General features: G+C 65.2%; 21 protein-coding genes. 6 read left to right on the top strand and 15 right to left on the bottom strand.

Going from position 1 to position 19,559, the window contains the following annotated elements:
- Positions 1 to 195 precede the first annotated feature (195 nt).
- Entirely contained in the window at positions 196 to 732 is a 537-nt protein-coding gene (locus tag ACN9MB_RS06510; protein ID WP_426271172.1) for a glycine zipper 2TM domain-containing protein, read from the bottom strand.
- A gap of 260 nt (positions 733 to 992) precedes the next feature.
- Between ACN9MB_RS06510 and cysS the strand changes: the two genes are divergently transcribed.
- Positions 993 to 2,381, top strand: a complete 1,389-nt coding sequence (gene cysS, locus ACN9MB_RS06505) for a cysteine--tRNA ligase (RefSeq protein ID WP_426271171.1) — start codon at positions 993 to 995, stop codon at positions 2,379 to 2,381.
- Positions 2,382 to 2,565: 184 nt separating this feature from the next.
- Positions 2,566 to 3,000, top strand: coding sequence for a SufE family protein (locus ACN9MB_RS06500; RefSeq protein ID WP_426271170.1), 435 nt, complete (start codon positions 2,566 to 2,568; stop codon positions 2,998 to 3,000).
- Positions 3,001 to 3,068: 68 nt separating this feature from the next.
- Here ACN9MB_RS06500 and dksA read toward each other — a convergent pair whose 3' ends face one another.
- Positions 3,069 to 4,166, bottom strand: a complete 1,098-nt coding sequence (gene dksA / locus ACN9MB_RS06495; RefSeq protein ID WP_239535397.1) for an RNA polymerase-binding protein DksA — start codon at positions 4,164 to 4,166, stop codon at positions 3,069 to 3,071.
- A 146-nt stretch (positions 4,167 to 4,312) separates the two neighbouring features.
- On the opposite strand from dksA, the gene yidD reads away from it, so the two are divergent.
- Positions 4,313 to 4,555: a membrane protein insertion efficiency factor YidD gene (gene yidD / locus ACN9MB_RS06490; RefSeq protein ID WP_204635244.1), complete on the top strand. Its 243-nt coding sequence runs from the start codon at positions 4,313 to 4,315 to the stop codon at positions 4,553 to 4,555.
- Positions 4,545 to 5,882 (top strand): dihydroorotase, encoded by a 1,338-nt coding sequence (locus ACN9MB_RS06485; RefSeq protein WP_426271169.1) that lies wholly within the window; start codon positions 4,545 to 4,547, stop codon positions 5,880 to 5,882. The genes yidD and ACN9MB_RS06485 overlap by 11 nt, the downstream gene beginning before the upstream one ends.
- Before the next feature lie 62 nt (positions 5,883 to 5,944).
- Here ACN9MB_RS06485 and ACN9MB_RS06480 read toward each other — a convergent pair whose 3' ends face one another.
- From ACN9MB_RS06480 to efp, 8 genes are all read right to left on the bottom strand, one after another.
- Positions 5,945 to 6,409: a YbaY family lipoprotein gene (locus ACN9MB_RS06480; protein ID WP_426271168.1), complete on the bottom strand. Its 465-nt coding sequence runs from the start codon at positions 6,407 to 6,409 to the stop codon at positions 5,945 to 5,947.
- 65 nt (positions 6,410 to 6,474) lie between these two features.
- Positions 6,475 to 7,428 carry a GTP cyclohydrolase FolE2 gene (gene folE2, locus ACN9MB_RS06475; RefSeq protein WP_426271167.1) on the bottom strand — a complete coding sequence of 318 codons (954 nt, stop codon included), beginning with the start codon at positions 7,426 to 7,428 and terminating at the stop codon, positions 6,475 to 6,477.
- 115 nt (positions 7,429 to 7,543) lie between these two features.
- On the bottom strand, positions 7,544 to 8,383 hold the full coding sequence (locus ACN9MB_RS06470; protein WP_204635240.1) for a squalene/phytoene synthase family protein: 840 nt from the start codon (positions 8,381 to 8,383) through the stop codon (positions 7,544 to 7,546).
- Positions 8,380 to 9,051: a phosphoglycolate phosphatase gene (gene gph / locus ACN9MB_RS06465; protein WP_426271166.1), complete on the bottom strand. Its 672-nt coding sequence runs from the start codon at positions 9,049 to 9,051 to the stop codon at positions 8,380 to 8,382. Before gph ends, ACN9MB_RS06470 begins: the two co-directional genes overlap by 4 nt.
- Entirely contained in the window at positions 9,048 to 9,770 is a 723-nt protein-coding gene (gene ubiG, locus ACN9MB_RS06460) for a bifunctional 2-polyprenyl-6-hydroxyphenol methylase/3-demethylubiquinol 3-O-methyltransferase UbiG (protein ID WP_426271165.1), read from the bottom strand. The genes gph and ubiG overlap by 4 nt, the downstream gene beginning before the upstream one ends.
- Positions 9,771 to 9,800: 30 nt before the next feature.
- Positions 9,801 to 10,076: a YciI family protein gene (locus ACN9MB_RS06455; protein ID WP_426271164.1), complete on the bottom strand. Its 276-nt coding sequence runs from the start codon at positions 10,074 to 10,076 to the stop codon at positions 9,801 to 9,803.
- Positions 10,066 to 11,406 (bottom strand): TRZ/ATZ family hydrolase, encoded by a 1,341-nt coding sequence (locus tag ACN9MB_RS06450; RefSeq protein ID WP_426271163.1) that lies wholly within the window; start codon positions 11,404 to 11,406, stop codon positions 10,066 to 10,068. Before ACN9MB_RS06450 ends, ACN9MB_RS06455 begins: the two co-directional genes overlap by 11 nt.
- Before the next feature lie 308 nt (positions 11,407 to 11,714).
- On the bottom strand, positions 11,715 to 12,284 hold the full coding sequence (gene efp, locus ACN9MB_RS06445; RefSeq protein WP_204635236.1) for an elongation factor P: 570 nt from the start codon (positions 12,282 to 12,284) through the stop codon (positions 11,715 to 11,717).
- Positions 12,285 to 12,365: 81 nt separating this feature from the next.
- On the opposite strand from efp, the gene epmB reads away from it, so the two are divergent.
- Both epmB and ACN9MB_RS06435 read left to right on the top strand, forming a co-directional pair.
- The gene (gene epmB / locus ACN9MB_RS06440) at positions 12,366 to 13,376 is read left to right on the top strand and encodes an EF-P beta-lysylation protein EpmB (RefSeq protein WP_426271162.1); all 1,011 of its coding nucleotides are present in this window, start codon (positions 12,366 to 12,368) and stop codon (positions 13,374 to 13,376) included.
- Positions 13,377 to 13,528: 152 nt separating this feature from the next.
- The gene (locus tag ACN9MB_RS06435) at positions 13,529 to 15,571 is read left to right on the top strand and encodes an EAL domain-containing response regulator (protein ID WP_204635234.1); all 2,043 of its coding nucleotides are present in this window, start codon (positions 13,529 to 13,531) and stop codon (positions 15,569 to 15,571) included.
- Positions 15,572 to 15,788: 217 nt separating this feature from the next.
- Here the strand turns inward: ACN9MB_RS06435 and rplS are convergent, their stop codons facing one another.
- From rplS to ffh, 5 genes are all read right to left on the bottom strand, one after another.
- Positions 15,789 to 16,184, bottom strand: a complete 396-nt coding sequence (rplS, locus tag ACN9MB_RS06430; protein ID WP_121878566.1) for a 50S ribosomal protein L19 — start codon at positions 16,182 to 16,184, stop codon at positions 15,789 to 15,791.
- A gap of 27 nt (positions 16,185 to 16,211) precedes the next feature.
- Positions 16,212 to 16,979, bottom strand: a complete 768-nt coding sequence (gene trmD / locus ACN9MB_RS06425; protein WP_426271161.1) for a tRNA (guanosine(37)-N1)-methyltransferase TrmD — start codon at positions 16,977 to 16,979, stop codon at positions 16,212 to 16,214.
- A 33-nt stretch (positions 16,980 to 17,012) separates the two neighbouring features.
- On the bottom strand, positions 17,013 to 17,528 hold the full coding sequence (rimM, locus tag ACN9MB_RS06420; protein ID WP_426271160.1) for a ribosome maturation factor RimM: 516 nt from the start codon (positions 17,526 to 17,528) through the stop codon (positions 17,013 to 17,015).
- A gap of 2 nt (positions 17,529 to 17,530) precedes the next feature.
- Positions 17,531 to 17,785, bottom strand: coding sequence for a 30S ribosomal protein S16 (gene rpsP / locus ACN9MB_RS06415; protein ID WP_109125566.1), 255 nt, complete (start codon positions 17,783 to 17,785; stop codon positions 17,531 to 17,533).
- A 142-nt stretch (positions 17,786 to 17,927) separates the two neighbouring features.
- Entirely contained in the window at positions 17,928 to 19,310 is a 1,383-nt protein-coding gene (ffh, locus tag ACN9MB_RS06410; protein ID WP_204635226.1) for a signal recognition particle protein, read from the bottom strand.
- Positions 19,311 to 19,559: the final 249 nt, after the last annotated feature.

The raw sequence follows: 19,559 nt of genomic DNA, 5'->3' as shown, positions 1-19,559 counted from the left end.
CGAGCACGCGACGTCATCCCAGCGGCCATGCGGGCGCTAGTGAGGACATTGGCGGTATAGACGGCTGCGGACATGGAAGTTCCGGGAGGTTGAAAGTCAATCATGACGGGATTTTCGCTGCCATGCAACAAGGAACGATCCAAACAATGGCCCGGATAGCAGATCGCCGCCCGAAGGCGGCGATCTGCTGCAATCTCAGTCGGCGGGAGAAACACTCACCCGCACGCGCAACCGTTCGCCGGGATCGTAGTTGAGGCGCGACAGGTACACCTCGCCCCGATAGCGGTATTCCACGTCGTAACCCATGATGCGGCGCTGCTCGCTCACCGCCGCCACCTGGCGGCAATGCGTTTCGGTGGTTTCGTATTCGCCGCCACCCGACTGGGTGGCGCTGTTGCCCACGGCGCCGCCGGCGACCGCGCCGGCCACCGTGGCCGCGGTGCGGCCATTGCCGTGACCCACGGTGCTGCCCAGCACACCGCCCACCACGGCACCCAGGATGGTGCCGGCCGCCGAGCCCTGGCTGGGCGCTTGGCGCACCACCTGCTGGTCGTAGCATTCCTGGCGCGGCACTTCGGTACGTGCCACGCCATACACGGGATCGACGCGCAGCACATCCGCCCATCCATAATGGGTGTTGTCGTCGTTCTGATTTTGGTACCGCGCATCCTGCGCAAACACGCCGGTGGTCATCACAGACAGCACCAGCGCAGCGAACAACCACTTGGTCATTACGACCTCCGCAGGGACAAGTCCGGCGCATCTCTGCCCCAGATAGCATCCATTGCAACAAATTCACACTGAATCGACGCTTAGAACTTTGCCTAAAGTCGCTTGAACGGCAGCCGTTATTCATCCATCTGGCAGGCTTCTGGCCGCCAACCGGCCAGACCGGTCCCGGACGCCCTGCGGAGCGGATGGCGGCTTGTTAAGATGCGCGACCGGCTTGCGCCCGCCTGGCGCCTGCTCCCACCGTCCGGACCCCCTGACCGATGCCGATTTCGCTCCATAACAGCCTGACGCGCCGCGTAGAAGCGTTCACCCCGCTCGATCCCCAGCGGGTCACCATCTACCTGTGCGGACCGACCGTCTACAACTACGTGCATATCGGCAATGCGCGCGGGCCGGTGGTCTTCGACGTGTTCGTGAAGCTGTTGCGCCGTCACTATCCGAACGTGGTCTACGCCCGCAACATCACCGACGTCGACGACAAGATCAACACCGCCGCCCAGCAGCTGGGCGTGGGCATCGAAAGCATCACCACCCGCTACGCCCAGGCGTACGGCGAGGACATGGCCGCGCTGGGCATCGCCCCGCCCGACGTGGAGCCCTACGCCACGGCCCATATTCCGCAGATCATTGCGATGATCGAGCGGCTGATCGCCAACGGCCATGCCTATGCCGCCGAAGGCCACGTGCTGTTCGAAGTGGATTCGTTCGCCGCGTATGGCGAGCTGTCCGGCCGCGATCCGGAAGAACTGATCGCGGGTGCCCGTGTCGAAGTGGCGCCGTACAAGAAGCATCCGGGCGACTTCGTGCTGTGGAAGCCGTCCACGCCCGAACTGCCCGGCTGGGACAGCCCCTGGGGCCGCGGTCGCCCCGGCTGGCACATCGAATGCTCGGCCATGAGCGAGGCCCACCTGGGCGAGACCATCGACATCCATGCAGGCGGCGTGGACCTGCAGTTCCCGCATCACGAGAACGAGATCGCCCAATCCACCTGCGCGCATGGCGGCAAGCCGTTCGCGCGCTACTGGATGCACAACGGCATGCTCACCTTCAGCGGCCGCAAGATGTCCAAGTCGCTGGGCAACGTGATGCTGGTGCACGAGCTGCTGAAGGAACATCCGCCCGAAGCCTTGCGTTTGCTGCTGTTGCGCGGCCATTACCGCCAGCCGCTGGACTGGTCCGACGGCGCCGTCACCCAGGCCATCAGCACCCTGGACGGCTGGTACCGCGTGCTGCGCGACCTGGTCGACGTCGACGTGGACCTCACCTCGCTGCCCGTTCCGCCCACCGTGGAAGCTGCCCTGAGCGACGATCTCAATACGCCGCAGGCGCTGGCCGAGCTGTCGCAGCTCGCCGATGCCGCACGGCAGGCCGGCAGCGAAGAGGAACGCCGCGCAGCCAAAGCCGCACTGCTGAGCGCAGGCGCCGTGCTCGGCCTGCTGCAGCAAGATCCGGAAGCCTGGTTCAAGCAGGCCGGCGGCGCTGCCGAGGTCGATGCGGAACGCGTCGAAGCCCTGCTGGAAGAACGCCGCAGCGCCCGCGCGGCGAAGGATTTCAAGCGCGCGGACGCGATTCGCGAAGAGCTCACGGCGATGGGTGTGGCGATTGAGGATGGCGCGCAGGGCACGCGCTGGAGCGTGGTGAAGGGGTGAGGTTGGGCTTCGCGCCCAAATCCGCTTCGAAGCACCCGCCCCTCGCCCCGGCCCTCTCCTCGCAGGGGAGAGGGAGAAGTGGGGTGTACTGCGACGTCAATGCAGCAACCAAATAAAGAGCGGCCCCTGGCCTGCGCCGGGACGACGGGCCAATGGACCGCGCAAACGCGCGATAATCCCCACCATGAATGCCACCGCCCCCTCCAGCGCCGCCCAGGCGCAACAAGAGATCGTCGAAGAATTTGCCTTCTTCAGTGACTGGACCGAGCGCTACCAATACCTGATCGACCTCGGCAAGCAGCTTCCGGCATTCCCGGAGGAGCTGAAGATCGAGGAATACCGCGTGCACGGCTGCCAATCCATGGTCTGGCTGGTGCCCAGCGGCGATGCGGACAACCTGCATTTCCAGGCCACCAGCGATTCGGCCATCGTGTCCGGCCTGATCGCGCTGGTGCTGCGCGTGTATTCCGACCGCTCGGCCCGCGACATCGTCGCCACCGACCCCCGCTACATCGAGGCCATCGGACTGGCCAAACACCTTTCGCCCACGCGCTCCAACGGTCTCGCCGCAATGCTGGCAAAGATCAAGGCGTACGCCGCGGCGGCCCTGAAGGCCTGACCAGGCCGCCGTAAAGCACAAAGCCCCGCACAAGGCGGGGCTTTGCTTTATCCGGCACAAGCCAGGGCTTAATCGCCCATCTGCTTCTGCAGATGCTCGCGACGTTCCTGCGCATCCAGCGACAAGGTCGCGATCGGGCGGGCGTCGAGACGCTCCAGGCCGATTTCCTCATCGGTTTCCTCGCAGTAGCCGTAACGACCCTCTTCGATGCGACGCAGTGCCTTGTCGATCTTGGAGATCAGCTTGCGGTAGCGGTCGCGCGTACGCAGTTCCAGCGAGTTCTCGGTCTCGCGGGTGGCGCGCTCGGCTTCGTCGCCCACGTCGCGCACTTCGTCACGCAGGTTCTCCATCGTCTGACGCGACTCTTCCACCAGCTGTTCGCGCCATTCACGCAACTTGTTGCGGAAGTACGCGAGGTGCTTGGGGCTCATGTACTCCTCGTTGTCGTTGTTCGAGGGGCGATAACCCTTGGGCAGGTCGATCAGAGTCGTGGAAGGCAGCGCATAGCGACCGTCTTCGCGGGTGATGCCATTGTCGAGAGTTGCGGTTTTATTCATCGAGGACTGCTGGGCTTTCTGAGTTTTGATAGGGGTATGGCGAGCGGTCGCGCTGGCCACCTTGCCCGTGAAGGGCGACGTGGCCGGCTTGCTGGGTGCCGCCACCGGCGGCGCCTGCTTGGCAACCGCTGGCTGCTTGGCGGCGGCACTCGCTGCCGGTTTGGCCGGCGGCGCAGCCTTGGCGGGTGCTGCCTTGGCCACCGGCTTGGCGGGCGCGGGGGCCGGCTTCACCGGCTTGGCGACTGCCTTGGGCGGCGTCTTGGCGGGCGCCGCGACCTTCTTGGCGGCCGGTTTTTCGGTTTTCTTGGCGACCACCGCCGGCTTCTTCACCGGCGTCGTCTTCTTGGCTTGTGGCTTGGGAGCTGGCTTCTTGGCGACGGCCTTGGCCGGAGCCTTGGCGACAACCTTCTTGGCGGCAGGCTTGCTGGCGGCGACGACCTTCTTCGCGGGCGCCTTCTTTGCAGCCGGTTTCTTGGCGGCAGCGGCCTTGGCCGGTGTCGCAGTCCGCCCGGCGGCAACCTTCTTGCCGGCCTTGGCGTCTTTCACCTTACCAGCAGGCTTTCCTTTCTGCGGCTTGGTGGCTGTCGCACTACGCGTCGTTTTCGCCATTTCCCTTCACCATTTTAGCCTTGGCGGCCGGGTGTTATAGCCCATGCGGCTTACACCGGCAACCGTGCTTCTGGAATACTTGCGACACTACAAGCCGCAAGCTGTTTCGGCAGCGTCAAACCGTCGTGACCCGACTGATACTTTTCATGCTTGGCTTCTACAAGCGCTGGCTAAGCCCCCTGCTGGGTCAGCGCTGCCGCTTCCATCCCAGCTGTTCCGATTATGCACGGATTGCGGTTGTGCGCTTCGGTCCGATCAAGGGTGGCGCACTCACCGGCTGGCGTCTATTGCGCTGTCAGCCAATGTGCGAGGGCGGTGAAGATCCCGTTCCGGCGCATTTCACTTTCCGTCGTTGCCGTACTCCAGGAGAAGAACCCCATGTCCACTGAATGGCTGATCAAGCATGCCGAACTGGTCAACGAAGGCCGCCGTTTCCACGCGGACGTACGCGTAAAACAAGGCCGCATCGAAGCCATCGCCGGCGATCTTGACGCGCGCCCCGGCGAAAAAGTGATCGACGCCAGCGGCCTGTGGCTGTTCCCCGGCATGATCGACGACCAGGTGCACTTCCGTGAGCCCGGCCTGACCCAGAAAGCCGACATCGCCCACGAATCGCGTGCCTGCGCCGCCGGCGGCATCACCAGCTTCATGGAAATGCCCAATACCAAGCCGCCCGCGCTCGACCGCGAGACGCTGGAAGCCAAATACGCGCTGGGTGCCCAGAACTCGGCGGTGAACTACGCCTTCTACATGGGCGCCAGCAACGACAACCTGGAAGCGATCAAGCGCCTCGACCCGCTCGCCGCGCCAGGCATCAAGGTGTTCATGGGCGCCTCCACCGGCAACATGCTGGTGGACAACCCCGAGGTGCTGGACGGCATCTTCAAGTACGCGCCCACGCCGATCATCACGCATTGCGAAGACACGCCGATGATCGACGCCAACCTGGCCAAGGCGCACGAGAAGTACGGCGACGCCATCCCGGCCTGGGAACACCCGCTGATCCGCTCGCGCGAGGCCTGCATCAAGTCCACCCGCCTGGCCATCGAGCTGGCCCGCCGCCACAACAGCCGCCTGCACGTGCTGCACATCTCCACCGCCGACGAGCTGGCGCTGTTCGAACCGGGCCCGCTCAAGGGCAAGCGCATCACCGCGGAAACCTGCGTGCATTTCCTGCACTTCGACGATCGCGACTACGAACGCCTCGGCTTCCTGATCAAGTGCAACCCGGCCATCAAGACCTCGGCCGATCGCGAAGCCATCATCAAGGCGCTGGGCGAAGGCCGCCTGGACGTGCTGGCCACCGACCACGCACCGCATCTGCTGGAAGAAAAAGGCCAGCTGTACGACAAGGCGCCGAGCGGCCTGCCGTTGGTGCAGTACGCGCTGCAGGCCGCCTTGCAGCGCGTGTTCGAAGGCAAGCTGACGCTGGAGCGCGTGGTCGAAGCGGTGACGCACGCGCCGGCTACGCTGTTCGACGTGAAGGAGCGCGGCTACCTGCGCGAAGGCTATGCCGCCGACCTGGTGCTGGTCGATCCGAACAAGCCGCACACGGTGACCCGCGAAGAAGTGTTGTCCAAGTGCGGCTGGACGCCGTTCGAGGGCTACACCTTCAACAGCTCGATCGTGGCCACGTTTGTGAACGGCCAGCGCGTGTGGGATGGCAGCAGCGTGGATCAGAGCGTGCGCGGGCAGCGATTGAGCTTCAGTCGGTAATCTGCTCGACCGTCCCTTTCCCTCATCGTCATTCCGGCGCACGCCGGAATGATGAGCTAGGGTTACGGCACGGCCTTCAGCGTGATGCTCACGGGACCGCTCTCGCCGGAGCGACCGAGCACGCTGGTACGCGTGTCGTTGATGGCGAGCAGCTTGTCGCCCTGTTGCAGACGCACGCCAATGGCGAAATCCACGCCGTCCTTCAGTTCGGCGGGGTCGTAGCTCAGCATGAAATCGACCGGCGATGCGCCCACCGGCTGGATGCGTTCTTCCGCCACGGTGCGGGCGGGCGCGTCCTGGCGGCTCACATCGGCCAGGGTGACGATCAACACCGCATCGGCCGGCACCGCTTGCGGCAACTCATAGCGCACGTCGCCGATCAGGGTCTTCATCAGGGCCTGGTGCACCGGCGCCGCCGGCGCAGCGGTCGCGACGGGCGCGTCTTCCTTGTGGCGGTGGTGCGAAAACATCGAGCAGGCCGACAGCGCGAACACGGCGGCGGCCAGCAACGGAAGACGGAACGACATGCGAATCTCCATGGGGAAGCCCTGCGACGGGCTCCCGCCATGCTATCAGGCCGCCGTCAAAACACTCAGGCGCACCCCTTGCCGGCGTAGCCGCCTTCGACACCCTTGCTGGCATACGCCACGGCATCGTGGGGATGCAGGCTTTCCTGGTGCTCCACGCGGATGTGGAAATCGCTGATCGCCTTGTCGACATCCAGGGCCTTCTGGATGCGGCGCGCCGCATCCTCGCAGAACATCAGGTTGCCGCCATTGGCGAGCGCGAAAGCTTGCTCGTCTTCGCGCTTCACCGCGGTCTGCACCGGCGTGCCCAGCGCGTGCTCGGTGACGTCGATCAGGTCGATCAGATTGAACGCCGCATCTTCCGCCGGACGTACGCGCAAACGCGCCACGCTGCGCTGCGCATGCGGCGTGGCGACGATGCCCTTCTCGCTGCCCAGCCAGGACAGCACGGCGGCGTGATCGACCGGCTTGCCGGCATCGAAGTCCTTGGCGAACCGGTCCTGGATCAGCTGGCGCGACAGCGCCGCCGACGCGGGACAGGTCGACGAATAGACGATCTCGGTGCCGAACTCGAGCAGGAATTCGTCGCCGATCATGCTCGCTTCGATGGTCACCGGATACGAGCGCCAGCCGCTGTTCGCGCTGCGCAAGGCAGGACGGCGCACCAGATGTTCGAAGCGGATGCTGAGGCAGGCGCGGTCGGACAGGTCCTTGTGCGACTCCAGGAAGCCGCGCAGCAGATCGCGCAGCGTGTCGGTGCCCAGCGTCTTCGTGCTCAGCGCTTCTTCGACCTGCAGGTAGAGCCGCGACATGTGGATGCCGCGCTTGTCCGGGCGGCGCAGGTTGACGAAGGCGCCGACGCGCGCACTGGCGCGCTGCACGTCGCCGTCGCCGGCATCGAAACGTACCGGCACTTCGATACCGTCCATGCCCACCCAATCCAGCTCGCCGACGAGGTGCGGCTGGGCGTGGACTGCCACGTCGGGCAGCAGGCGAGCGGTGTTTTCCTCGGTGTACATGGTCAATCCTAGGGTCCGACGGGCGGTCTGGCCGCCTTGAAGACCTCGATTTTGGGGCACCAACGGCGCCTCGCAATAGTGGCGCGCGGGAAACGCTGCGTCCCGACGGCTGTTTTCAACCGATCTGGCGCTGCCAGGCACGCGCGGCCTGCCAGGCCTGCCAGGTCACGCCCAGGCCCTGCCTGCCCTGCCCTTTTCGCAATACATCCAGTGGATCGGCGGCCTTGCGCGCCTTGGCCACCAGCGCACGTCCCTGGCGCGATTCCAGCCCGCGGAAGGCACTCAACGGTCCCGGCAGGCGCTCGGCCTCGCGCCAGGCGTGGTGCAGATCGTCCAACTGTGCGCGGATGGCGTCGTTGCGCACCTCGGTCGCTTGGCGCAATTCGCTGCGGCTGAGGCCGAACTTGGCCAGCCGCGACATCGGCAAGGCCAGGCGGTCGCGATCGACATCTTCTTCGAGACGCAGCAGCGAATACAGCAGATGCGAGAGCGTGGCCACCCGGCTGGCGCGCGTGCTGTCGGCCTTGTCGCCGAACCACCACGCCGTTTCCAGATCGGCCACGGCACCGTGCAACAACGAGCCGGCCGCAATCTGGGCGGGGAAATCCGCGGCCGTGCCCTCTTCCAATTGGCCCATCGCAGCCAGCACCGGAGCGACCCAGCGCTCGGCGGCGATCTCATGCGCGCGGTCGCTGTCGAACAGCACCTGCGTCAACGGATGACGGCCGCCGCTCGCCGCCGCACCGGACAGTTCCTCGGCCCACCAGTTGAGCTTGGTGGCCGCCACTTGCGGTTCGCGAATGCCATAGGCCGCGGCAAGCAGTTCCTGCTCGAACGCCGCCAGCGCGATATGACCGGGGTACCGGTTCGGATCCACGAAGGCCAGGGCAATGCGCTGCTGCGGCTGCACGGCCAGCCACTTGTCGATATAGCTCTGCAGCGCAGTGCCGCTCATGCGGTGACCTTCACGCGAGCGGTGAGATCGGACGGATGATCGACCACCAGGTCGGCGTTCCATTCGCTCGGATCGCCGCCGTCGAGATAACCCCAGCGCACGGCCACGGTGTACAGGCCGGCCGCAGCGCCCGCCAGCACATCGCGGCGATCGTCGCCCACGAAGACGCAGCGCGACGGATCGAGACCGGCACGCTCGCAGGCCAGCAATACCGGCGCGGGATCGGGTTTCTTCACCGGCAACGTATCGCCGGACACGATCGCTGCCGCGCGCGGCGCCCAGCCGATACGCACCAGCAGGTCGTCGGTGAGAAAGCCCGGCTTGTTGGTGACCACGCCCCAGACAATGCCCTGCGATTCCAGCGAGGCCAGCAACTCGTCGACGCCATCGAACGGACGCGTGTGCTCGGCCATCATCGCCTGGTAAAGCTCCAGATAGCGCGGCATCAGGGCCAGCAACGCCGCGTCGTCGGCATCGGCAAATGCACAGCGCAGGATCGCCCGCGAACCGCGCGAGACGACTTCTCGCACCATCTCATACGGCGGCGCAGCCACCTGCATCTCTTCGCATTGCGCCTTCAGTGCGGCGTACAGATCGGGGGCGCTGTCGAGCAAGGTGCCGTCGAGATCGAACAGCACGCCCTGGATGTTTTCGGGGAATGGCTTCATGCGGGCTTTCGTGCGCTGATCAGGTAATTGACGGCGGTGAAGCGGCTCAACCAGGCCTTGCGGCTGATCGGGTTGTAGCCCAGTCCGGAAACATCATCGACTTCCAGCCCGGCGTGGCGCATCAAACGCCCCAGTTCCGAAGGCTTGAGGAACTGCGCGTAGTGATGGGTGCCACGCGGCAGCATGCGCATGAGGTATTCGGCGCCGAGAATGGCGGCGCCGAACGCGGCCGGCGTGCGATTGAGCGTGGACATCACCAGCACGCCGCCCGGCTTGAGCATGCGTACCAGATCGCCCACCAGCGCGGCCGGATCGGGTACGTGCTCGATCAGCTCCATGCAGCACACGGCGTCGAAACTCTCCGCTTCGGCAGCAGCGAGATCCGCCGACGACTGCACGCGGTAGTCGATCTCCAGGTTCGGCGTTTCCAGCCGCGACTCGTGCATGTGCAGGCGCGCGATCTCGATCACCTTCTCGCCCAGGTCGATGCCGGTGACGCGCGCGCCCGCTTTCGCCAGCGCCTCGCTGAGCAGGCCGCCGCCGCAGCCGACGTCGGCGACGCGAGCGCTTCGCAGGTTCAGCCGATCAGCGACATAGGCCGCACGCACGGGATTGAGATCGTGCAGCGGGCGCGATTCGCCATCCGGATCCCACCAGCGCGCGGCGAGCTTGCCGAAGCGGGCGATTTCCTCGGGACTGACATTGGTTGCGGCTTGCATCGGCAGATCCTTGAAGACTGGGTGCGAAGTTTAGTGCGCGTTCCATTCGTGGACGGTGATGTCCCAACCGCCACTGGTGTAGGCCGGGTCCTGATGGACGATGGAAAGCGCTTCGTCCATGTCGGCGGCGCGCATCAGGTACGCCCCGCCGGAGCGATCGCTGAAGCCGCCGGACAGCTCCAGCCGGCCTCCGCCACGCAAGCCTTCGAGGAAATCCAGATGCGGCTGCACGATGGCCGGATCGAAATCGGGGCGACGCATGGCCAACACGAGATAGCGTTTCACGGCGATCTCCTCAACCCGCATCGATAGCAGCGATGCGTTCGCGCCAGGCATGCGTTTTCGCCAGCACGGCATCGGTATCGATGTCGGTGAGGATGCGCGCGGCCAGCTTGCGCACGCCGTTGATCCACACATCGGTGACCTGGTGACGACCGGCGGCATAGGCCAGCTGCGAGGCGATATGGAACAGCGGCTGCGTTTCCAGATCGGACAGGCGAACCGCGGCCAGATCGGCCTGCTTGCCCACTTCGATGGAACCGATGCGATCTTCCAGCCCCATCGCGCGAGCACCGTTGAGCGTGGCCGCACGCAACGCATAGGCCGCATCGAAGGCCGCTGCATCGTTGGCCACGGCCTTGGCCAGGAACGCGGCCGTGCGCATCTCGCCGAACATGTCCAGATCGTTGTTGGACGCGCAGCCATCCGTGCCAATGGCCACATTCACGCCGGCCTGGCGCAGCTTCTCCGCCGGGCAGAAACCCGAGGCGAGCTTGAGGTTGGATTCGGGACAATGCACCACCGACACGCCCGCTTCGGCGCAGGCTTCGATTTCCGCATCGGTGAGCTGGGTCATGTGCACCGCGATCAGGCGGTCGTTGACCAGGCCGAGCTTCTGCAGGCGCTGGAACGGACGCAGGCCGCTCTTGGCCTTCTCCTCTTCCACTTCATGCGCGGTTTCGTGCGTGTGCAGGTGCACCTGAATGTCGAGCTGGTCGGCCAGCACGCGGATGCGCTCGAAGCTCTCGTCGGACACGGTGTACGGCGCATGCGGTGCAAACGAGGTGCTCACCAGCGCGTCGCCGAGGAAACTGTCGTGCACTTCGATGGCGCGCTCGAAGTATTCGTCCTGCGTCTTCGCCCAGGCCGTGGGAAAGTCGATCACCGGCAAGCCGACTACCGCGCGGAAACCCATGCGGCGATAGGTGGCGCCGATCACGTCGGGGAAAAAATAGTTCTCGTTGGCGCAGGTGGTGCCGCCACGGATCATCTCGGCCACCGCCAGTTCGACGCCGTCGCGCACGAACTCCGGTCCGATCACCTGGCCTTCGACCGGCCAGATGTGCTTCTGCAGCCAGACCATCAACGGCAGGTCGTCGGCGAGGCCACGCAACAGCGTCATCGGGTTATGCGTGTGCGTGTTGACCAGGCCCGGGATGAGCACGTGCTCACCCAGCTCCACGCGCTCGCGCGGCGCATAGGCGGCGCGAGCTTCGGCGATCGGCAGCAGCGCCACGATGGCGCCCTGGTCGACGACCACGGCGTGGTGTTCGAGCACGACGGCATGCGGTTCCACCGGCACGACCCAGCGCGCTTCGATCAGCAGGTCGACGGTTTGCGGGGCGGTCTGGCTCATCCGTTGGCTCACTTCTTCAATGTTGGATACGACATGGGGCGGATCACCTTGCGGTGGCCGCCCCATGATTGCCTATCGGCATGACGATTTTTCGCTCGTCGTTCCAGCGGAAGCTGGAATCCAGTGACTTTGCTTTAGGCGGTACGAAAGCAAATAAGGCGTGCTTCGCACTACGTATTTCACTGGATGACTCGCTACGCTCGCCCCTCCGGGGCCGCCCTTCGGGCGTTCTTCGCGCTGCGCGCTCGTCCGGCCTGCGCCGGGATGACGAACTGGCAAAGCCGCGCGCAAGCGCGCGGGCCAGTTCGTCACTTGCCGACGCGGCTGACGTATTCGCCCGTGCGGGTGTCGACCTTGATCACTTCGTCGGTGGTGACGAACAGCGGCACGCGAACCACGGCGCCGGTTTCCAGGGTCGCCGGCTTGCCGCCGCCGCCCGAGGTGTCGCCACGCAGGCCCGGGTCGGTCTCGGTGATCTTCAGTTCGACGAAGTTCGGTGCCTGCACGGAGATGATTTCGCCGTTGAACAGCGTCACCACGCACTCTTCCTCGCCCTTCAGCCACTTCACCGCATCGCCCATGCCCGCCTTGCTGGCCTGGTGCTGCTCGAAGCTTTCCTGGTGCATGAAGTGCCAGTACTCGCCGTCGGAATACAGGTACTGCATGTCGGTATCGACGACGTCGGCGACTTCGAAGCTGTCGCTGGACTTCATGGTCGATTCGCTGGTGCGGCCGTTCTTCAGGTTGCGGATGAAGATGCGGGTGAACGCCTGACCCTTGCCGGGCTTGATGAAATCGGCGTCGGTAATGACCCAGGGGTCATTGTTGTGAAGGATCTTCATTCCCTTCTTGACGTCGTTGAGACCGGCGGTGGCCATGCTGCGCTCCAGATGTGACGCCGCCGACAGGCAGCTAGAATAGGTGGTTTCCCGGGCGCTGAGCCCGATTCAAGACCTATTATGATAACCGCAAGCCACGCCGCCCGCCTATCTCCGCCTGCAGCCGACTGGCGCACGCTGTGGCGCGAGGCCGTCACCGACCCGCATGAATTGCTGGCCCTGCTGGGGCTGGAACAGCTGGCCAGCCGGTTGCCGGCCGACGACGCCGGGTTCAGCGTGCGGGTGCCGCGCGGTTTCGTGGCCCGCATGCGCCAGGGCGACCCGCTCGACCCCCTGCTGCTGCAGGTGCTGCCCCAGCTGGCCGAGCTGGACCAGGTGCCGGGCTATGGCGTGGATGCGGTGGGCGATATGGCCGCCCGTTCCGCCCAGGGCGTGCTGCACAAATACCAGGGCCGCGCCCTGCTGATTGCCAGCGGCAGCTGCGCCATCAACTGCCGCTACTGTTTCCGCCGCCATTTCCCCTACGGCGACGAGATGGCCGCCGCGGGCCAGTGGCGCAAGGCGCTGGAGCACGTGCGCCAGGACAGTTCGATCAGCGAGTTGATCCTCTCCGGCGGCGACCCGCTGTCGCTGGCCACGGCCAAGCTGGAAGAGCTCAGCCGCGGCCTGGTCGAGATTTCCCATGTGACCCGCCTGCGCATCCACACGCGCCTGCCGGTGGTGCTGCCCGAGCGCGTCGACGAAGCCTTCGGACGCTGGCTGGGCGAGCTGCCGCTGCAGAGGGTGGTGGTATTGCACGCCAACCATGCCAACGAATTCGATGCGTCCGTGGATGCCGCCTGCGCCCGCCTGCGCGAGGCCGGTGCCACCGTGCTCAACCAGTCGGTGCTGCTGCGCGGGATCAACGACGACGCCGAAACGCTGACCCAGCTCTCCGAACGGCTGTTCGCGGCGGGCGTACTGCCCTATTACCTGCACCAGCTGGACCGCGTGCAGGGGTCGGCACATTTCGAGGTGGACGATGCCGAAGCGCTCGCCCTGGTCGAGGCCATCCGTCAACGCCTGCCGGGCTACCTCGTTCCCAAGCTGGTCCGCGAAGTGGGTGGCGAAGCGTCGAAGCGGCCGCTGTAACAGATGGGCGGCACAGTTGTGGGCCGCGTCACTATCGGAACAATTCCGCTGGCAGTGATCGGAAGAATCCGTTACAACCTCGGATGGCATGCGCCCTGCTGTCACGGCAGGTACCACCAGCAGCGGCGAACAACGGATAGCTCGACGAGCCCATGAAAACCGACCAGGTCATAAAGATCCTTTTCATCGAGAAGTCTGTCGAAGACGCGGAACAGATCATCAGCCTGCTGCGCAACAGCGGTATCGCCGTTCGACCGGCGCGCGCCACCAGCACCGAGCAAATCACCGCCGCACTCGACGAACTGGGACCGGACATCGTCCTGTTCGACCCTTCCGTGGGCACGCTCGAACTGCGCGAAGTGGCGCGCATGCTCGACGCGCACGGTCGCGACCTGTCGCTGATCGCGCTGGTGAGCCAGGTGGACAACGCCGCCATCACCGAGTTGTTCGTCAACGGCGCCCGCAGCGTGGCGCTGCGGCCGCAGCCCAAGCAATTGATGGCGGTGATCCAACGCGAGTTCGACGCGCTCAACGCACGCCGCCAGCTGCGCCGGCTGGAAGCCGCGTTGCGCGAATCGGAGCGCCGCTGCGATGCGCTGCTCGATTCGTCCACCGACGCCATCGCCTATGTGCACGAAGGCATGCACGTGCGCGCCAACCAGGCCTACCTGGACACCTTCGGCTATACCGAATTCGACGACCTGCTCGGCCTGCCCGTGCTGGACATGATCGGCGCGAACGACGCCGACGAATTCAAGAACACGCTCAAGGGCCTCTCCAAGGGGGAGAAGCCCAGTGGCGCCATCGAGCTGCAGGCGCGCCGCGCCGATGCCAGCACGTTCAAGGCCAGCGTGGAATTCGCCCACGCCACCTTCGAAGGCGAGTCCTGCCTGCAGGTGGTGTTCCGCCGCCAGATGGTGGACGCCAATGTCATCGAGCAGCTGCAGCGCGACCCGGTGACCGGACTGTTCAACCGTGCACGCATGCTCGAATGCATCGACGAAGCGGTGGCCGCGGCCACCCAGGGCACCAAGGGCCAATCGCTGCTGCTGATCGAGCCGGACAACTGGCAGACCATCGTGGCCGGCGTGGGCCTGGCCAAGGCCGACGAATTGCTGGCGGCCTTCGCCGCCCGCGTCGAGAGCCAGCTCACCGCCCAGGACACTGCCGGCCTGCTGGCCGAGCACACCGTGGGCGTGTTGCTGCACACGCGCAACGACGAAGGCATCAAACAGTGGATCGCCGGCCTGCAGCAGGCCATTGCCGGCGGCATCTTCGACCTGGGCTCGCGTTCGCTCACCATCACCTCCAGCATCGGCGGCAGCATGCTGGGCGAGCGCAACGCCAATACCGAACTGCTGCTCAACCAGGCCAGCCAGGCCCTGCGCAACGCGCAGAGCCAGGGCGGCAACCGCAGCGACCTGCACGATCCCGCCGCGCGCGAAAAGGCCGACGAGGAACGCGAGCGCTACTGGCTGGGCGTGATCAACCAGGCGCTGCTGCAGAACGAATTCGTGCTGTATCACCAGCAGACCATCAGCCTGCAGGATGCCGAAGGCGAGTTCTCCGAAATCCTGCTGCGCCTCAATGGCCCGCAAGGCGAGGTACTGCCGGGCTTCTTCATGCCGATCGCCGAAAAGCACAACCTCACCCCGGCGATCGACCGCTGGGTGTTGAACCAGGCGATCGAACACCTGCGTGGCCGCGACCGCATGGGTTCGCCCACCACCTTCTTCGTCAAGCTCACCTCCGGCTCGCTGGAAGACAAGGAGCTGCTGCCCTGGCTGGACGAACGCCTCAAGCAGGCCGCGCTCAAGCACGGCCAGCTCGTGCTGGAAATGACCGAGAGCAAGGTGGTGACTGCGCTGCGTCCCGCGCAGGAATTCATCCAGGCGTGGCAGAAGATCGGCGGCCAGTTTGCGCTCGAACAGTTCGGCTCGGGCCTCAACTCGTTCCAGTTGCTCAACCACATCAATGCGGACTATCTGAAGATCGACCGCAGCTACATGGCCGACCTGCCGCAACAGCAGGAGAGCCAGAAGAAGGTGGCCGACATCTGCCGCCAGGCGCGCGAACTGAAGAAGCACACCATCGCCGAATGGGTAGAAGACGCCGCCAGCACATCCCTGCTGTTCGCCTGCGGCGTGGACTTCGTGCAGGGCAACTTCCTGCAGGAACCGCAGCGACTCGGCTGAGCCACACCGCCAAGCCGAGTTCATGGCAGGAGCGCACCCTGTGCGCGACAGCCTGACGGAGCGGAACGCCTCAACGTAGTGGTCGCGCACAGGGTGCACTCCTACAGGTAAAGCGCGACAGCGCGTTTACCGCAACGCCAAGGCACACACGACACAAACAAAAACCCCGCGGATCGCTCCGCGGGGTTTCGTCGAATCGAATCGAGACGCGCCCGAATTACTCGGCGGCGGCAGCCTTCTTCTTTGCGGCCTTGGCGGCGGAGACAGCAGCCACGTCTTCCTTGATGCGGGCAGCCTTGCCTTCCAGGTTGCGCAGGTAGTACAGCTTGGCGCCACGCACCTTGCCCTTGCGCTTCACTTCCAGCGAGTCGATGGCCGGGCTGTGCGCCTGGAACACGCGCTCCACGCCGGTGCCGTGCGAGATCTTGCGCACGGTGAAGGCCGAATGCAGGCCGCGGCTGCGCTTGGCGATGACCACACCCTCGAACGCCTGAACGCGCTCGCGGTTGCCTTCCTTCACCTTCACGTTGACCACCACGGTGTCACCAGGGCCGAATTCCGGCAGCTGGCGGGTGATCTGCTCGGCTTCGAACTGTTCGATGATCTTGTTCATGGCAACACCTGTCTAATTTCTGCGCCCTTAATGGGCCGTATCGTCGTGCCGCGTCTGCTGAGCATGCTCGCGGCGGAATTCGTCCAACAGCGCTCGGGATTGTGCATCCAGCGCGCGCTGCGCCAAAAGATCGGGACGCCGCAACCAGGTCCGTCCCAGCGATTGCTTCAGGCGCCAGCGACGAATAGCCGCGTGGTCGCCGGAGAGCAATACGTCCGGCACGTCTCCCAGTGCGTCATGCACCGGCTTTGCATAGTGCGGGCAATCCAGCAGTCCGTCCGAAAACGAATCTTGCTGCGCCGACTGCGCGTCATTCAACGCACCGTCCTGCAAGCGGCCCACGGCATCGATGATCACCGCGGCGCCAAGCTCACCGCCGGACAGCACATAATCGCCGATAGAAAGCTCTTCGTCGACCTCGTGCGCCAGCAGACGCTCGTCCACACCTTCGTAACGCCCGCAGAGCAAGGCGATGCGCGGCAACTTGGCCAGCGCTTCTACCCGACCCTGCGTCAACCTCGCGCCTTGCGGGCTGAGGTAGATCACATGCACCGGCTCCGGTGCGGCCTCGCGCACGGCCTTCAAGGCATCGCGCAAAGGCTGAATCAGCATCACCATGCCGGGTCCGCCGCCACAGGTGCGGCCGTCCACGGTGCGGTAATTGTCGGTGGCGAAATCGCGCGGGTTCCAGGTTTCCACCTGCAGCAGCTCACGCTGCTGGGCCCGCCCCACCACGCCAACGGCAGCACACTGACGCATGAAGTCGGGAAACAACGTGACGACATCGATGCGCATGATCCTCAACCCTTGATGCAGCGCGTGGCGCGCTCAGAATTCAGGATCCCAGTCCACCACCATGCGCCCGCCGGACAAGTCCACCGAACGCACATAAGATCCCTGGATGAAAGGCACCAGCCGCTCGCGCGTACCGTCCTTCACCACCACGACGTCGTTGGCGCCGGTTGCGAAGAGATGACTCACTCGCCCCAGTGCCACGCCTTCCGTGGTGACGACCTCGAGACCTTCGAGATCGACCCAGTAGTACTCATCCTTGCCAGGAGGCGGCAACAGCTCGCGGGAGACGTAAATGTCCTGCCCCACCAACGCTGCTGCCGTATCCCGGTCGTCGACTCCAGGGAATTGGGCGACCAGCCCTTTGCCCTGCGGACGACCTTTGATTCCTGCGATCTCCTTTTCCGCACCCGGCGCCGAACTCAGCAGCCAAGGTTGGTACGTGAAGATCTTCGTGCGGGGCTCAGTCCAGGATTCGATCTTGAGCCAGCCCTGCACGCCGTACAGCCCGACGATGCGTCCCACCAGGACGCGCCGACCGGCTGCCGTCATACTCAGGCAGCCTGCTGCTTGCCGGCTTCCTTGACCAGGGCGGCGACCTTGTCGGTCAGCTGCGCACCCTTGCCCACCCACTCCTGCACGCGGGCAACGTTCAGTTCAAGGCGCTTGTCCTTGCCCGAAGCAACCGGGTTGTAAAAACCGACGTTCTCAATGCTGCGGCCGTCGCGCTTGTTGCGCTGATCGGTGACAACGATGTGGTAGAACGGACGGCCCTTGGCGCCGCCGCGCGAAAGACGAATCTTGACCATAAGTAAAAGCTCCAGAGTTGCCGGGATGCCGGCAGCACGCACTCAGCGGTGCGCGGTGAACGCGACATTTTAATGAAATTTGGGGAAAAAGGAAGAGCTGACAGGCAAATCCGGCCAGATGAACCGACCGGACCGTTTAGCCTCAGCGCATCGGGGGCAAACCGCCGCCCATGCCGCCCATGCCCTTCATGGCGCCGCGCATCTGGCGCAGCAGGCCCTTGCTGCCGCCCTTGGACAGCTTGGACATCATTTTTTCCATCTGCATGTACTGCTTCAGCAGGCGGTTGACGTCGGCCGGCTGGGTGCCCGAGCCGCGCGCCACGCGGGCACGGCGCGAACCGTTCAACAGATCCGGATGACGGCGTTCTTTCTTGGTCATCGACTGGATGATCGCGACCATGCGCTTGATCTCACCGTCGTTGACCTTGGATTTGACGCTATCGGGCAGGCCCGACACGCCCGGCAGCTTGTCCATCAGGCCAGCCAGGCCGCCCATGTTGGACATCTGCTCGAGCTGGTCGCGCATGTCGTTGAGATCGAAGCGCTTGCCCTTGATGACCTTCTCGGCGAGCTTCTGCGCCTTCTCCTGGTCGACCTTGCGCTCCACTTCCTCGACCAGCGACAGCACGTCGCCCATGCCGAGGATGCGCTGCGCGACGCGGTCCGGATGGAACGGCTCCAGCGCATCGGTCTTCTCGCCGGCGCCGAGGAACTTGATCGGGCGGCCGGTGATATAGCGCACCGACAGCGCGGCGCCGCCACGGGCATCGCCGTCGGTCTTGGTGAGCACCACGCCGGTGAGCGGCAGCGCCTCGGCAAAGGCCTTGGCGGTGGTGGCTGCGTCCTGGCCGGTCATGGAGTCGACCACGAACAGCGTTTCGACCGGCGTGATCGCGGCGTGGAGCGCCTTGATCTCGGCCATCATCGCCTCGTCCACATGCAGGCGGCCGGCGGTATCGACCAGCAGCACGTCAACCACTTCGCGGCGCGCCGCGGCAATCGCGGCCTTGGCGATGTCGACCGGGTTCTGGCCCGCCTCGGACGGGAAGAACTTCACGCCGACCTGCTCGGCCAGCGTGCGCAACTGCTCGATGGCGGCCGGACGATAGACGTCGCAGCTCACCACCATCACCTTCTTCTTTTTGCGCTCGGTGAGGAAACGCGCGAGCTTGGCCACCGTGGTGGTCTTACCGGCACCCTGCAGGCCCGCCATCAGCACCACGGCCGGCGGCTGCTGGGCAAGATTGAGCTCGGTATTGGCAGTGCCCATCAACGCGGTCAGCTCGTCGCTGACCACCTTCACCAGCGCCTGGCCCGGCGACAGGCTCTTCATCACTTCCTGGCCGACCGCACGCACCTTCACGCGCTCGATCAACGCCTGCACCACCGGCAGGGCCACGTCGGCCTCCAGCAGGGCAATGCGCACCTCACGCAGCGATTCGCGGATGTTTTCCTCCGTCAGGCGACCACGGCCGCGCAGGCGGTTGACGGTGGCGGAGAGGCGTTGGCTGAGGGACTCGAACATGGATCAGGCCGGTAGGCGGAAAGACGGCGATTATAGCTGGTGAAGGCGGTCGCTGCTGGATCGTAACGCCGGCCGCTGGGCGGCCTGTGAAGCCGCTCGCGGCGCTCGCTGTTAGTGGTGAATAGTGAACAGCGCCGAAGCCGACGGTCATCTCCCCAGCTCTTTCCATTGACCATTTACAGCTAGCGCAGCGAGCGGCTTCACAGGCCGCCCAGCGGCCGGCTTCACGCCCCCACAAACCCCGTCTTC

The organism is Dyella kyungheensis, from assembly GCF_049913195.1.
GTDB classification, from domain to species: Bacteria; Pseudomonadota; Gammaproteobacteria; order Xanthomonadales; family Rhodanobacteraceae; genus Dyella; species Dyella kyungheensis.
Note: the sequence above shows the minus strand (reverse complement) of the source record. Positions and strands in the feature narration are given on the sequence as shown.

Excerpts from the sequence above, each read along its gene's own strand:
- ACN9MB_RS06455 (WP_426271164.1), bottom strand. The coding sequence starts at position 10,076 with ATGCGGGTTGAGGAGATCGCCGTGAAACGCTATCTCGTGTTGGCCATG.
- trmD (WP_426271161.1), bottom strand. The coding sequence starts at position 16,979 with ATGCGCATCGATGTCGTCACGTTGTTTCCCGACTTCATGCGTCAGTGT.
- ACN9MB_RS06450 (WP_426271163.1), bottom strand. The coding sequence starts at position 11,406 with ATGAGCCAGACCGCCCCGCAAACCGTCGACCTGCTGATCGAAGCGCGC.
- epmB (WP_426271162.1), top strand. The coding sequence starts at position 12,366 with ATGATAACCGCAAGCCACGCCGCCCGCCTATCTCCGCCTGCAGCCGAC.
- ACN9MB_RS06500 (WP_426271170.1), top strand. The coding sequence starts at position 2,566 with ATGAATGCCACCGCCCCCTCCAGCGCCGCCCAGGCGCAACAAGAGATC.
- rimM (WP_426271160.1), bottom strand. The coding sequence starts at position 17,528 with ATGACGGCAGCCGGTCGGCGCGTCCTGGTGGGACGCATCGTCGGGCTG.
- folE2 (WP_426271167.1), bottom strand. The coding sequence starts at position 7,428 with ATGTACACCGAGGAAAACACCGCTCGCCTGCTGCCCGACGTGGCAGTC.
- cysS (WP_426271171.1), top strand. The coding sequence starts at position 993 with ATGCCGATTTCGCTCCATAACAGCCTGACGCGCCGCGTAGAAGCGTTC.
- rplS (WP_121878566.1), bottom strand. The coding sequence starts at position 16,184 with ATGAACAAGATCATCGAACAGTTCGAAGCCGAGCAGATCACCCGCCAG.
- rpsP (WP_109125566.1), bottom strand. The coding sequence starts at position 17,785 with ATGGTCAAGATTCGTCTTTCGCGCGGCGGCGCCAAGGGCCGTCCGTTC.
- efp (WP_204635236.1), bottom strand. The coding sequence starts at position 12,284 with ATGGCCACCGCCGGTCTCAACGACGTCAAGAAGGGAATGAAGATCCTT.
- ACN9MB_RS06435 (WP_204635234.1), top strand. The coding sequence starts at position 13,529 with ATGAAAACCGACCAGGTCATAAAGATCCTTTTCATCGAGAAGTCTGTC.
- ffh (WP_204635226.1), bottom strand. The coding sequence starts at position 19,310 with ATGTTCGAGTCCCTCAGCCAACGCCTCTCCGCCACCGTCAACCGCCTG.
- gph (WP_426271166.1), bottom strand. The coding sequence starts at position 9,051 with ATGAAGCCATTCCCCGAAAACATCCAGGGCGTGCTGTTCGATCTCGAC.
- ACN9MB_RS06485 (WP_426271169.1), top strand. The coding sequence starts at position 4,545 with ATGTCCACTGAATGGCTGATCAAGCATGCCGAACTGGTCAACGAAGGC.
- ACN9MB_RS06480 (WP_426271168.1), bottom strand. The coding sequence starts at position 6,409 with ATGTCGTTCCGTCTTCCGTTGCTGGCCGCCGCCGTGTTCGCGCTGTCG.
- dksA (WP_239535397.1), bottom strand. The coding sequence starts at position 4,166 with ATGGCGAAAACGACGCGTAGTGCGACAGCCACCAAGCCGCAGAAAGGA.
- ACN9MB_RS06510 (WP_426271172.1), bottom strand. The coding sequence starts at position 732 with ATGACCAAGTGGTTGTTCGCTGCGCTGGTGCTGTCTGTGATGACCACC.
- yidD (WP_204635244.1), top strand. The coding sequence starts at position 4,313 with ATGCTTGGCTTCTACAAGCGCTGGCTAAGCCCCCTGCTGGGTCAGCGC.
- ACN9MB_RS06470 (WP_204635240.1), bottom strand. The coding sequence starts at position 8,383 with ATGAGCGGCACTGCGCTGCAGAGCTATATCGACAAGTGGCTGGCCGTG.
- ubiG (WP_426271165.1), bottom strand. The coding sequence starts at position 9,770 with ATGCAAGCCGCAACCAATGTCAGTCCCGAGGAAATCGCCCGCTTCGGC.